The following is a 13052-nucleotide window of genomic DNA, read 5'->3' as shown; positions in this document are numbered from 1 at the left end:
ACATGGGCATGGTTCAGCCTTCGGGGGAGGGGAGCTGGCCAACATCCTCCTGGAGTTGGCTTCCGCTGGTGTATCCGTCCTGGTGTGCTCGGCTCAGGGCCTTGCTCAGTTCCTGGTACTGATCACGGGTCCAGTGCGGATCATGGTCGGCCCTGTCGAGCACCGAGTACACCGGCTGCTTCGATGCTCTGAAACCGTGGTCGAACACCTGGTTTCCATCAGCGTGGTACTTCTCGCTGTTATCACGGTGCTGTGCCTCGGCGTATGCGTCGAGGTTCTTCTCGATCAGCGTGCCGGACACTTCGCTGGTCTGATCACTGACGATGGGAACGACGGTGGCCGCAAGCCCGCTCTCCGGTTCCGGAACCAGGGAGAACAGGCCTCCCGACACGGCCCCGACGACCATCTTGTTCTTTTCCATCCGGGCGTCGATCGCCTTGTTGTACGCCTCATCCAGGGCTCGGCCGTGCGCCTTGATCTCCTCGACGCGTGACTTGTCGAGCACCCCCTGAACCTCCGCACCCGTGCTCACCGCCGTCTCGGCCTGAACACTGTGCACATGGCCGTGTGCGTCAAGCGTGGGGGCGTACTTGTGCACCAGCGAGGTGGTGTACACCTGCTGGGCCTGGCCCACCTCGGTGTACGCGTCCGGATCCTGCCCCAGGGTGCTGAGGAACCTCGTCACACCCAGTCCCTTCGCATCAAAGTGTGCACGTTCGTCGATCGATGCGCGTCCCCCGTTGTCCATGGCAAACAGCGACTTGTGGGCGTCGTGGTCCATCGCCCAGTCGATGTCGTCGATGTAGGCTGCTCCGATCTTCCCCAGACTGTCCGCGATCCCCTTCTGCTTGTGCATGAGCTGGGCACCGCTGAGTCCGGTCTGTTCGTTTCCTTTGTACTCGGCGTCCCGCCCGTACAAGGAGACGACCTTCTCGGCGACCTTTGCGGTGTCCAGGTCCCGGTGCAACTGCGGCGGATGGGCGTCGTAGGGTGCCCCCGTCGTCGCCGACTCCAGGGCATGCCCGAGCGAGTCGTATCCTGCGATCGTCTTCGCGTGGTCTCCGGCGAAATCCTCGGGCCACTCGCGTTTGTCGGCGAGGTACTGGAAGTGGTCGCCCTCGTTGAAGAACTGCGTCGACGCCTCCGCGTTGTGACCCAGCGCCTCCATGAACCCGGTCATCGGATCGCGGCCGGCATCGTTCGTGTCGCCGTAGTGCAGCTGCTCCCACTCTCCTGAGCGGTCCCACGGAAGAACGTCCTTGCGGGTGACGCGGTGTTGCAGACCGCCGTACTCGTCGGAGGTGTGCGACTTCTCGTAGGCGATGAGGTGGTTGCCGTAGTCGTGCAAGAAGTCGGTTCTGTACCCCCCGTTGCGCATGAGGTTGCTCATGACCTGAAAGCCGTAGACGGGGTTCTCGCCATCGGGGCGAAGATCCGTGCCACCCAGGCTGATGACCTGGTGCTTCCAGGTCTGCATCGCGGCACTGTCGGAATGGCTGGCCGTGGCCAGTGTCATGCCGAGCTGCTTCTCGAAACCCTCGATCAGGTGCATGCGCTGCTTCTGGGCATCCGAGAGACCATGCCCGGAGCGAGGGTTCACTGCGAACTGTGAGTCGTCGACGATGCCGGAATAGAATTGGAGCGTCCGTTTGGGCCCCACGTCTGTGGCGAGCCGCTCGGCGAAGAGAGGATCGTCCTTGTACTTGGCGAGGGCGGAGTTGAGGGCGTTCAACTCGGTGTTGCTGACCTTGCTCGGATCCTTCCTGAGGAGCTGCGCCAGCTTGTCGGCTTCCTCTACGGCCTTGGCCGCGTCGTCGCGGTTCGCATAGTGGGCGTCGGAGAAGCCGTACTTGGCCTGGTCGACGAGGAGCCTGAGCACCTTGGCGGCACTGTTGTCGCTCTCGGTGGCCTTGCCGAGGATGCGCTTGATCTCGTCGCGGAGTTCGTCGATGTTCTTCTGGCTGTACGCGCTGGTGTTGCCGCTCGGGTCGGACGCCCAGTCGGGACGGGTACTACCGGTGACCGTGAACGTGCCGTGACCGGTGTCGAGGACGGTCAGGTGCTTGTACGGTTCCCGTTCGAGTGTCTCCTTCAACTGATCTCGGTAGCCCACGAGTTCACTGCGGGTGTCCTTGAGGATCTTCGTGATGGAGTCCGCCTGGGTGTGCGCGTCCCCGAACTCGCCGGCGGTCTTGTCGACGAACTCCCGTGTCACTGTGGCGTTCAGGCCTGCCCAGTTGGCCTTGTCCGCCTTGGCCTTGAGGTTGTGCTCCGCGTCGTGCTTGAGGTCGCCCAGACTCTTGGTCATGTGCTCCCAGTCGGCAATGGCGTCATCGAGCTGCGAGAAGTTGCCGAAGCGGAGCGTGTCGAGGTCCATCAGTGCTGCCCGGTCCTCTGGTCGAAGCCTGCGTCGAGTGTCGAGATGCTGCTGAGGGTGCCGGCGATGTAGGCCTCGTCGCGGGCGTGCACGCCTTTGGTGTAGTCGAGGTGGTTGGAGATGTGCGCCGTGGCATCGAGCAGGGTCTGCACCTGGTCGACCCAGCGTTCCGCCACATGGTCCAGCGCGGCACCGAGGGCGAAACCCTGGTCCTTGAGGCCACCGGCGGCTTTCATGGATGCAAGTCGGGCGTGGTCGCTGCAGCGGGAGAAGTCCTGGTGCAGTTGGTAGGCGGCGTTGCCGACGGCTGCGAGGTCCTTCTGGCTCACGCGTAGGTCGCCGCCCTGGTGGCTGTCACCGCCGGCGCCTCCGCCGGGGTCTCCCGGAAGCTGATTGAGTTCCATCTTGGTGGAATGGCGCTCGGCTGCCTGTGCCTTGAGCTGTTCCCACTCGTCCCACGCCATGCGTGGACCCTCCCCGTTGCCGTCACGTGCCACCCGTCGAACTCTTCGGCAACATAACGATGGGTTCCCCACGAAGTGGTTTTGTGGTCGCAAAGTTCCCGTGCTGCGGGAGAGTGGCGTCTCGCATGCTGGACAGATGTGAAATTTCTGGGCAGATACCAGAGTGCTTCAGTCTGTATTGACCGTCTTGTCGGTCATGGCTGACTCGCGACTCGGTCACCTCAGGACAGCATTGCAACTGAACTGTCGCAGAGTTCAGTTGGCCGCGAATTGCACAGTGACTACAGTGGTCAACGATGGATCCGGGGGTGCGGCTGCCCGCTGCCCGGGCCGTTGAAGGCTGTACGAACGGGGAACGGGGAAGGGGTCGCGGTGAGTGACGGTGGCGGCTCGGATCTGAGACGCGGACTTGAGGCTCTGAAGATCTTTCAGAAGCGCGTGAACGATGCGTTGAGCAAATTTGATGAGTCACCGGGCTCTTCGTCCAGCATCGCCCGGCACGCCATCGATCGGGCGTCGTTCAGTGGTGGGGTCATCAAGTTCCACGAGGCGGACGCTCTGCATGGGCAGTACACGCGCGTACACGATCGCCTCAAGAGCTTGTCAGGGTCGCTCAGTCTGCACATCGAGTCGCTGGGGCTCGCGGTGAAGGCTGCCGATGCCGGCTTCGACAACGTCGAGGAAGAGGTGCGGCAGCGCTTCTGGGCGATTCAGACGCAGCTCGACCGGGAGCACCAGCAGGCGAAGGCGGACAAGCAGACCGACAAGCAGGCGGGCAAGTCGGTTCCGGGTCAGAAGACCAACAAGTCCAATCAGGGCGAGGACTACTGATGAGCGACGACAAGTGGCAGCAGGAGCCCCAGTACAAGCCCGGTGTCGATCAGGCGAACCAGCAGGTCGGTGGGGTCGATGCCGTGGAGTCCTTGCTGGGCGGCTTCCCGTTCGGCCTCGGCATGCGCGTCAACGCCTTCGGCTCGACCGACTTCGAGAACCACGACCTGAACGACATGATCGACCTCGTCGAGCAAGGTCAGCCCGAACACCTGGAGACGGCCAGCAGGGCGTTGTGGGACGCCCATCAGTCCATCTCCGATGCGGCCACGGAACTGAGAGCCCATCTCGACGCGGTCGACTGGAAGGGGCAGGCCGCCACCAGCTTCCATGTCTGGGGCAAGGGTCTGGCCGGCTGGAGCGATGAGCTGGCGGCGTTCGCCAACAAGGCGGCCACGCAGATCTCCGCGGCAGGTACGGGCCTGGCTTCGGTCAAGAAGTCGATGCCGCAGCGGGATCCCCGACCCCGGGCCGATCGGAAGCTGCCCACCGAGCTGCCGAAGGCCAAGCAGCACGACAACGACCCGGACTACGTGGTCGCCAAGAAGGCCGAGCAGGACCGGCAAGAGGCGATCAACCAGATGAACAAGCTGGCCTCTTACTACGCGGTCTCGACCGACTTCCTGCACGGGGAGGACGGGCCGAAGCCGTATGAGGCGATGCCGGCTGTGGGGGTGCCGAAGCCCAGCAATGCGGGAGGTGACATCTACTCGGACAGAAGGGACCACTACGGTTCGGCTCAACAGGTCTCCGGGCAACCCACGGTGTCCGGCCATCATCAGGTGGCGGTGTCGGCTGATCCGCATGCCCCGGGCCATGCGACGCCTGTGAAAGAAGTGCATCAGCCGGTTGTCCATCCGCATCAGCCGGTTGCCGATCCGCACCCCCAGGTCGGCACGGAGATCAACACCGTTGGCACGCTGCCTCCCCAGCCCACCACCGCACCGCACGGCACACCCGCGCCCACTCTTCCGACCACCGGCGGTGGAGGTCACATCCCTCCGCTGCCCAGTGGACCAATGGCGCCTCCGATCGCGCCGACCGTGGGGCGTACCACGGGCTACGGTCCGACCGGTCGGCTCCCCATCTCGGCGCAGGGGCGCAGCGGCCCTTCGGGCACTGCAAGGGGACAAGTGCCGCAGGAGCCCGAGGGCCAGACGGGGCGGAGCACCACGGGTGGCCGGGTGCCACAAGGACCGATGGGGCAGGCTGCTCGCGCCATGGGTCGCACGACGACTCCGACCGGTCAGTCGGCTGTGCGCGGGGTGCCTCAGCAGGCCGGACGCTCCCCTCTGGGGCGTGGCGTCACTGGCGGAACGCCGAGGATGACCAACCCGACTGGTGGGCGTGCTGGGACCACCGGTCCCACGAGCGCGGTGCGCAACGGGGTCATGGGTGGCAAGCCTGTCACCGGCCGTACGTCGGGATCGGCGTCCAATCCCCGTGTCCCGCGCGGTATGGTCGTCGGCGCCGAAGAGCCGGTCTCCTCGACGCAGCCGAAGGGTGCTCTTGGACAGCGAGGGGTTGTCGGTGCGCCTGCGGCGAAGGCGGATCCGGCCACGGGGCAGTCGGTGCTGCGTTCGGCGAGCAACCCCGAGGGTGTGATCGGCGCGCCCCGCAACACTGGCGGCTCAGCGGCCAAGGACTCCGAAGGCGGCGTCGGCAGGACGGGGCTCGGCCGGGGCACAGTGGGTGATCGACAGGGCCCGGCTGGTGGCACGGTACATGTCGGAAAGCCGGCCGAAAAGGAACAGCGCCGCTCGTCGCAGAAGAAGCGACGTGACGTGCCACAGAAGAACGACTGAACAAGCGAGGACGTACGCGGGCATGAAGCCAGGGACTAGCCGACGTGGCACAAAAGCATTGCGTCTGACAGGGCGTGGCGGAACACGCCTGTCCGTCGTGTGCTCCGTGCTGGGCGCGTTGACCATCGTGTCCACGTCCCTGGCTCCTGGTGCCGCGGCCGTGGACATTCGGTCGAAGCAGTGGTACCTGAACGCGATGCACGCCGACGGCATGTGGAAGACGAGTACTGGCAAGGGGGTGAAGGTCGCGGTCATCGACTCCGGAGTCAATCCGAACACTCCCTCTCTGAGGGGTCAGGTACTCGTCAACGAGGTGCAGAAATCCGTCTCGTACCATGTCACCCAGGACTATGACGGCCATGGCACAACCATGGCGGAATTGATCGCTGGCACCGGTGCGGACAACGGTATAAAAGGCCTGGCCTTCGGGGCAAAGATCATCCCTTACCGCATTGGGCTCAATTCACTGAAAGACAAGCAGGAGAAGGGCAAGACTGCTTCGTCGGTCGAAGCGATCAGGGCTGCCGCCGATAGTGACGCCAAGATCATCAACATGTCCTTCGGCAGCGAGTTCTACGATCCGGATGAGGAGGCGGCGATAAAATATGCCGCTTCCAAAGGTAAGCTCCTTTTCGCTGCCGTCGGTAACGCGGGGTTGAAGAAGAACCAGATCGACTATCCGGCCTTCTACCCGTACGTCAACGGCATCTCCGCGTCGGATCAGTCCGGCACTGTGGCCAAATTCTCGGAGCACGGCAAGTACGTCGACTTTGCGGCACCTGGAGTCGACGTACCTGGCTGGTGTGACAACTCGTTCAAGGAGTATTGCAACTCCCCGGGCACCAGCGCCGCCTCCGCCATCGCCTCCGCCTCCGCCGCCCTCGTCTGGTCGGCCCATCCCAAGTGGACGGCCAGCCAGGTGCTCCGAGTGCTGTACGACACGGCCAGCCGTAAGTGGCCGAAAGACGAGCGGAGTATCTATCTCGGCTTCGGTCTCATGCGTCCGCGCAAGGTCCTCGACGATCCGAACATCAACCCCGGACCGGCCAACGTGGACCCCTTCACGGGCGACAAGGCCCCGGGTGCCGCCGACACCTCGGCCGGCTCCGCCCCGTCCGCCTCGTCCGACTCCTCCGCGAAGGACGCCGGATCCGCCAACAGCCCCACCTCCGCCGCAGCGAAGGACTCCGGCTCCGACGGCAACACCCAGATCTGGGTGATCGTCGGCGCCGCAGCAGCCGTACTCCTCGTCGGAGGTGCCGGATTCGCCGTGCTGCGGGCGCGGCGTAACGCCTGACCGGTCCCCGCGCAGCTGCTCGTTCCCCGAACGGGCAGAGGTCCGCTTGCCGTTGGTGCTGACTGCCTGAAGTCGGCACTCGGCAAGGTCAGTTCACAGAGAAAGGCATCGTAATGGCCGCAAGCACCCAGAAGATCACAAAAGAATCAGTTGTCGGCCTTGAACAGAAGCTGCTGGCGCAGTTCGACGACATCAAGGGGCAGCTCGGGCGCCTCCAGCACCTGATCGACTCGCTCGAGGGTCACTGGAAGGGCATCGGCGCCGGCGCATTCAACGCCAAGCAGACCGAGATCAACGAGAACATGGTCCGGATCGGCAACATCCTGGTCGGGTTCATCGAGTCGATGAGCACCACCATGAAGATCAACGACAACACCGAGGACCAGGTCCGCGCCACGGTCCAGAAGATCGACGTGAACCTCGGCGGCTCGCACTCGGCGCTGTCGCACTACTGATCCCGGTCAGACCACCACTTCTCGGAACAACGGAGGAATCATGGGCGTCAACAACAGTGGCGTGACAGAAGTTCATTACGACGGCCTCGACCAGATCGCGACCGAAATCGCCACCCAGGCCGAGAAGCTCGAGGCCAGCCTCGGCGAGATCAAGCGCGAGGTCCAGAAGGTCTCCGGCATGTGGGAGGGCGAGGCCCACCAGGCGTACATGAGGAAGCAGACCGAGTGGGACACCGCGGCCCGGGCCATCCACGAGTCCCTGCGCGCCATCGGCCGGGCCGTGCACGCCGCCGGCGGTGACTACATGGGCGGCGACAAGAAGGCCGCCAGCTACTTCCAGTAAGTGGCCGGGACCATCGGCACGTCGCGGTAGCGGGGTGGGCACGCACGGAGGGTGCCCACCCCCAGTCGTGTCGGGAAGGACCCGGCAAAGCGGAAGAACCAGGACAGGACATGCACGCCACAGGTGGTGCCACGGGTGTGGCCGCCGGGGAACCGGGCAGCGCCGCGAAGGCGCGGCGACGAGTGGGCCCGTACACGCTCATCACCGCGCTGGACGACTCCCGTACCGGGGTTCCCGTTCCCGAGCGGCGCTACATCGCCCGCAGTGCCGACGGTCAGCACACCGTCCTGCTCTGCTTCCCGCAGCCGGGAGCCGACGCCCAGCGCTTCCGCACGGAAGCCGAAGCCTCCCGTTACCTGCTCGGCCCTTGTGCCGCCCCAGCCACGGCACTTGCCGATCCGGCCGAACCCGCCTGGTACGCGTGGCCGTACCAGCCCGTCCTGCCCCTGCCGACCGCCCTCGCGGTCCACGGCGGCCCGCTGCCCGAGCGGACGGTACGCGCCCTGGGGATCGCCCTGGCCGAGACGCTGGCCATCCTGCACGGGCAGGGCCTGACCTTCGCGGGCGTGTCTCCGGCGGCCGTGCTCCTCGCCGCTGACGGGCCACGTCTGTCCTGCTTCGGCGCGGTGCGGGCAGCAGCCCCGGAGGGTACGGCTCGCACCGGGCTCCCGGGGCTCGAAGTGGGCAGCCTGCCGCCGGAACAGGCCTCCGGAGGACGCCCGCGGCCTCTTGGAGACGTCTACGCCCTCGGGGCGACACTCGCGTACGCGGCCACCGGCTACACGACGCCCGAACGGGACGAACTGCCGGCCGCCTTCCGCACGGTCATCGCCCGCTGCCTCTCCCGTGACCCCAACACCCGCCCCCAGCTCGCCGAGCTGATCGAAGTCCTGGCCGGCCACGCCCCCGCCGACGCCGGAAGCCGCAGCGCCGACGCCGGAAGCCGCAGCACGGCCCGGCCGGCCCCGGGGTGGCTCCCGGGGCGCGTGATCGCCGCCCTCGCCCATCAGTCGGCGGCCGTCCTCATGGCGGAGTTTCCCGTCGAGACAACACCCCCCTCGCCCACCAGCTCCGCACCTCACCCGAACTGACGACGGTCATGCCCTCCCCTCTCACCCACGACGATCCCCAGGTACTCGGCCCGTACCGCCCGCTCGCCCGCCTCGGCAGCGGCGGCATGGGTACCGTCTACCTCGCCCGGAGCGCAGGCGGTCGTACCGTCGCGCTGAAGACCATGCACGCCCGCATCGCGTCCGACCCGGCGTCCCGCACCCGGTTCCGGCTGGAGACCGACGCGGCGCGGGTCGTGGGGGAGCGGTTCGGTGCCGGGGTGGTCGACGCGGATCCGCGGGCCGAGACGCCGTGGTTCGCGACCGAGTACGTGCTCGGACCCCCTCTCGACGAGGCCGTGGAGCTGTGCGGTCCGCTGCCGGAAGGGTCCGTACGGGCGCTGGGGGCGGCGCTGTGCGGGGCGCTGGGGCAGCTGCACGCGTCGGACGTCGTTCACCGCGACCTCAAGCCGTCCAACATCCTGATCACGGCGTACGGGCCCAAGGTCATCGACTTCGGTATCGCCCGGGCGGCCGGCGACGACCGTCTCACGCGGGTCGGAGTCGCGGTCGGGACCCCCGCGTTCATGTCGCCGGAGCAGGCGAGCGGGCAGGAGCACACGGCCGCCGGGGACGTCTTCGCACTCGCCGGTCTCCTCGTGTTCGCCGCCACCGGGCGCCCGCCCTTCGGGCACGGACAGGCGGCGGATCTGCTGTACCGGGTGCAGTACGCGGAGCCCGACCTGAGCGGCGTGCCGGACGCTCTGGTGCCGTTGCTGAGCCAGTGCCTGGACAAGAATCCCTTCCGGAGGCCGGCGACCGGTTGGTTGGCCTCTCAACTGCACGACGGCAGTGGTGAGTTCGCCGACCATCTGCCGGACACGCTCCTGGCCGACATCGCTCGGCGGGCGACCGAGGTCTGGCAGGTCACGGCGCAACGCCTGCCGGCTCCGCCGGAGGAGGAGGCGACGGCGGCGGCTACCACGCGGTGGTCGCGTCGCCGGTTGCTGCTCGCCGGTGCGGGGGCGGCGCTGGTGGTGGCGGGCGGTGCGGGCGCACTTGCCTGGAGTGAGTGGGGCGGATCGGGCGGCGGGCAGCCGACCCCGGGGCCCAGCAACAGCCTGCTCCCGGAGAAGAAGCTGGACTCCCTGTGGCAGGTCCAGATCGGTGCGCCGGGCATCTTCGAGCGGGACGTCCTGTCGCAACCGCTGGTGGTGGAGAACCTGGTGATGGCGGTGGCCGACGACTCGGTCGGCGTCGTGGCCACGACGGGCCGGCGGCAGTGGACGACACAGCTGGTCTATTCCTGGAAGAACGCCACCGACGGAGAGCGGCTCTTCACCCTCGCCTCCGCCGACGAAGCCCCGCGCCGCAGCACCATCGGCGGGCCCCGGATGGTCCTGGCGTCCGTCGATCTGCTCAAGGGCGAGGTCTCGGGAGCCCTGGTGGCGTTCGACGACTTGAACGGCGACCTCTATCCGGCCCAGCTCGTCCGCGTCGCGGACGGCACCGCCTATGTGGTGGGGGGCCGTGGAGCGTGGGAACACAACACGTTCACGGCAGGGCAGTCCTGGTACATGTGCGCGGTCGACATCGACTCCGGCAAGCGACTGTGGACGACATCGCTGCCTGCCCGGAAGCCGGGCACCGAGCGGTTCTACGTCCTCTCCGGCGCCGTCGTGGGCCGCCACTTCGTGGCGCTTGAGGAGAGCAACGACGGAAGGGTCCACGCCGTCGTGCGCGACACCCGCAGCGGAGCCGTCCGCTGGGACCGGCCACTGGCCGGGGTGAAGCCGGATCGCGTACGCCGGTCCCTGGCCACCGACACCAGGCACTTGTACGTCGGCGCCGGCGAGCTGCGGGCCCTGCGGCTCGCCGACGGCGCGGTGGCCTGGGACTCCAGGACGACCAGGCCGGGCCGTACGTACGGGCTGCCCACGCTGACGGACGGCACCCTGTACGCGGTCGAGAAGGGGCTCGGGCTCGTCGCCTTCGACCCGGTGAGCGGCCGGGTCAAGTGGGAGGAGAAGGGGGGCCAGGGGGCGAAGGCGGACCTGGATGACGCGCCCGTGATCGGCACCGACTTCGCGTACAGCAGACGGGACTCGGAGCTGTGGGCCGTCGATCTCTCCTCCCGGACCCCGGCGCACTCCTACAAGACCAGCGGTGACCGCTTCGTCGCTCATGAGAAGGCCAAGGTGGTCGTCGGGCTGGGCGGCAGTTTCCTGGCGGCCTTCCCTCTGCAGTGAACTGTCCGGTGAGACGAGAAAGCGATCCGCGATGAGACCCCTGGAGACCGGCGACCCGATCCGTCTCGGCCCCTACCGACTGCTCGGGGTGCTGGGCGAGGGCGGTATGGGCAAGGTGTACGTCGGCCAGGACCACGCGGGCACCGTCGCCGCGGTGAAGGTGCTCCGGCCCGAACTCTCCCACGACACCAACCTGGCTCAGCGCTTCGTTCGCGAAGGGCTGGCGGCCCAGGCCGTACGGAGCCCGGGTGTGGCCGCCGTTCTGGGCGCGCAGACCGAGGGCGGGCGGCCCTGGATCGCGACGGAGTTCCTTGCCGGGCCGACACTGGACCAGATCGTGGACCGGCTCGGCCCGCTGGACGACAGCGGGGTTCGCGCGCTGGCCGCCTCCGTCGCACATACCCTGCGTGACATCCACGCCGCGGGCTTCGTCCACCGTGACCTCAAACCGCCGAACATCATCCTCACCTCGGACGGCCCGCGCATCATCGACTTCGGCATCGCACGTCCCGAGCACGGTCTGACGCTCACCACCACCGGACAGATCCCCGTCACACCCGGGTACGGCGCCCCCGAGCAGGTGCTCGGCCGGCGTGTGACCGCTGCCGCCGACGTGTTCTCCCTCGGTGCCGTCCTCGTCTACGCGGCCACCGGGCACCGGGCCTTCGAGGGCGCGCACGTGGCCGCCGTCCAGTACGAGGTGGTCCACGGTGAGCCACGCTGGCAGGGCCTGTCGCCCGAGCAGCACGCCCTGATCGCCCCCTGCCTCGCCAAAGAGGCGGCGGGACGGCCTGCCCTCGAACAGATCATCACCGCCTTCGCTCCGCCCAAGAAGGCGGACAGGGTGTGGAAGCACGGGCCGGTGGCGGACGCGATCAAGGAGAGGGAACGTGACGTCAGGAACCTGACCGCCCCTCTGCTGTCCACGGCGGAGACGGGACCCGCGTTCAGCCGGCGGCGCCTGCTCACCGGATTCGCCGCGGGCGGAGCGGTACTCGCCGCAGGCGGGACCGGTGCCGGCTGGTGGCTGCTGCGGGGCCGCGGTGACCGCCGTAGGGAACTCTTCACCTACCCGCCCGCTGTGAAGACACCGGAGGCACGCCTGCTCTCCGCGGACAAGGGCGACTACATCATCGGGGGCTCACCGAAACCCCTGTGGCAGGCCACCTGGGTGCCGAGTCCCCACTCCCCGGCGCCGTTGCCCGTGCGGGACGTCGTCATCGTCAGCAATGCCGTCACCGGTCTGACGGCTCTCAACGTCGTCGACGGCAAGCGGCGCTGGAGCGCTCCGATGAAGCAGATAGCGTGCCGCTGTCTCTCGCTCGACGACCGACTGCTCGTGGCCGCCGACGAGAACGGCATCCTGCACACCTTCGTGCCGTCCACTGGTGAGCCCAAGTGGACGGCAAAGGCCGACGCTGCCGCGCTGCTGACCGCGGACGCGGACGCGATCTACCTGGTGACGAAGGACCACCGTCTGCGTGCCGTGGGCCGTGCCGACGCCAGGATCCGCTGGACGGCACCGGTACCGGACGACTTCCGCGCGAAGCTCCTGCCCACAGCCGCCGCCGACCAGGAAAGGCTCGTCGTCGCCACCACCACCGGGCACGCCATGGCGGTGAACACGGGGAACGGGCGCATGGAATGGGCGGCCCGGAATCTGGCGAAGAAACGGTCCCTCGTTCCCGTGGCCCGGAACGGCGTCGTCTACCTCAACGGCAAGTCGCTGTCCGCGCGCAGGATCTCGGACGGCAAGCAGCTGTGGTCACACACGGAGAGGGCCTACTACGACCACAGCATCGAGGAGTGGTCGTGCCCCAGTGTGTACGGCGACATCGTGTATTCCAGTGCCTGTGACAGCGAGGGGGACGCCGAGCCCTACGGTTACGGCGTCCGCGACGGCAAGGAGCGCTGGGAAGGCGGGCAGGCCCTGAGCGCGGGCGACTTCCCCATCCTGCGGCAGGGCAACGGAGTCTGGCTCATGGACGGCGGGAGCGACCCCGGCGTGAAAACGACGGACACCGCGGCCAGGGCCAGTGAGATCTGGTCCTACAGCCTCTCCGGTGTCCTTGGGAACCTCGGCTTCAAAGCCGACCCCGGAAGCCTCGCCTTCGCAGCCGACGGCAACCGTGTCTTCGTGACCAACGGCGAATCCCTGTACGCACTGCCGGTCTTCTGAACT

Annotated in this window: 10 protein-coding genes; 8 read left to right on the top strand and 2 right to left on the bottom strand. The window is 67.3% G+C overall.

Translation table 11 applies throughout. The features are described 5' to 3' along the window. Positions 1 to 13 precede the first annotated feature (13 nt). Together ACZ7HQ_RS38310 and ACZ7HQ_RS38305 are read right to left on the bottom strand one after the other, a co-directional pair. Positions 14 to 2377, bottom strand: coding sequence for a hypothetical protein (locus ACZ7HQ_RS38310; RefSeq protein WP_471000092.1), 2364 nt, complete (start codon positions 2375 to 2377; stop codon positions 14 to 16). Beyond that, the gene (locus ACZ7HQ_RS38305; RefSeq protein WP_471000090.1) at positions 2377 to 2841 is read right to left on the bottom strand and encodes a hypothetical protein; all 465 of its coding nucleotides are present in this window, start codon (positions 2839 to 2841) and stop codon (positions 2377 to 2379) included. Before ACZ7HQ_RS38305 ends, ACZ7HQ_RS38310 begins: the two co-directional genes overlap by 1 nt. Before the next feature lie 372 nt (positions 2842 to 3213). On the opposite strand from ACZ7HQ_RS38305, the gene ACZ7HQ_RS38300 reads away from it, so the two are divergent. From ACZ7HQ_RS38300 to ACZ7HQ_RS38265, 8 genes are all read left to right on the top strand, one after another. Then, entirely contained in the window at positions 3214 to 3672 is a 459-nt protein-coding gene (locus ACZ7HQ_RS38300) for a hypothetical protein (protein WP_471000088.1), read from the top strand. After that, complete coding sequence (locus ACZ7HQ_RS38295; protein WP_471000086.1) at positions 3672 to 5477, top strand: WXG100 family type VII secretion target; 1806 nt, start codon at positions 3672 to 3674, stop codon at positions 5475 to 5477. Before ACZ7HQ_RS38300 ends, ACZ7HQ_RS38295 begins: the two co-directional genes overlap by 1 nt. 97 nt (positions 5478 to 5574) lie before the next feature. After that, positions 5575 to 6774, top strand: a complete 1200-nt coding sequence (locus ACZ7HQ_RS38290; RefSeq protein ID WP_471000084.1) for a S8 family serine peptidase — start codon at positions 5575 to 5577, stop codon at positions 6772 to 6774. 113 nt (positions 6775 to 6887) lie between these two features. Further along, positions 6888 to 7229 carry a WXG100 family type VII secretion target gene (locus ACZ7HQ_RS38285; RefSeq protein ID WP_471000082.1) on the top strand — a complete coding sequence of 114 codons (342 nt, stop codon included), beginning with the start codon at positions 6888 to 6890 and terminating at the stop codon, positions 7227 to 7229. Positions 7230 to 7290: 61 nt separating this feature from the next. Next, complete coding sequence (locus ACZ7HQ_RS38280; RefSeq protein WP_471000079.1) at positions 7291 to 7572, top strand: WXG100 family type VII secretion target; 282 nt, start codon at positions 7291 to 7293, stop codon at positions 7570 to 7572. Positions 7573 to 7682: 110 nt separating this feature from the next. Continuing rightward, on the top strand, positions 7683 to 8663 hold the full coding sequence (locus tag ACZ7HQ_RS38275; protein ID WP_471000077.1) for a protein kinase family protein: 981 nt from the start codon (positions 7683 to 7685) through the stop codon (positions 8661 to 8663). Between the two features lie 8 nt (positions 8664 to 8671). Then, complete coding sequence (locus tag ACZ7HQ_RS38270) at positions 8672 to 10870, top strand: protein kinase domain-containing protein (RefSeq protein ID WP_471000075.1); 2199 nt, start codon at positions 8672 to 8674, stop codon at positions 10868 to 10870. A gap of 31 nt (positions 10871 to 10901) precedes the next feature. Beyond that, positions 10902 to 13049 carry a protein kinase domain-containing protein gene (locus tag ACZ7HQ_RS38265; protein ID WP_471000073.1) on the top strand — a complete coding sequence of 716 codons (2148 nt, stop codon included), beginning with the start codon at positions 10902 to 10904 and terminating at the stop codon, positions 13047 to 13049. Positions 13050 to 13052 lie beyond the last annotated feature (3 nt).

Source organism: Streptomyces sp. NPDC037290 (assembly GCF_055603245.1).
Note: the sequence above shows the minus strand (reverse complement) of the source record. Positions and strands in the feature narration are given on the sequence as shown.

Bases quoted from the DNA above. Each gene is read 5' to 3' on its own strand.
- ACZ7HQ_RS38310 (WP_471000092.1), bottom strand. From the start codon at position 2,377: ATGGACCTCGACACGCTCCGCTTCGGCAACTTCTCGCAGCTCGATGAC.
- ACZ7HQ_RS38305 (WP_471000090.1), bottom strand. From the start codon at position 2,841: ATGGCGTGGGACGAGTGGGAACAGCTCAAGGCACAGGCAGCCGAGCGC.
- ACZ7HQ_RS38295 (WP_471000086.1), top strand. From the start codon at position 3,672: ATGAGCGACGACAAGTGGCAGCAGGAGCCCCAGTACAAGCCCGGTGTC.
- ACZ7HQ_RS38285 (WP_471000082.1), top strand. From the start codon at position 6,888: ATGGCCGCAAGCACCCAGAAGATCACAAAAGAATCAGTTGTCGGCCTT.
- ACZ7HQ_RS38275 (WP_471000077.1), top strand. From the start codon at position 7,683: ATGCACGCCACAGGTGGTGCCACGGGTGTGGCCGCCGGGGAACCGGGC.
- ACZ7HQ_RS38270 (WP_471000075.1), top strand. From the start codon at position 8,672: ATGCCCTCCCCTCTCACCCACGACGATCCCCAGGTACTCGGCCCGTAC.
- ACZ7HQ_RS38265 (WP_471000073.1), top strand. From the start codon at position 10,902: ATGAGACCCCTGGAGACCGGCGACCCGATCCGTCTCGGCCCCTACCGA.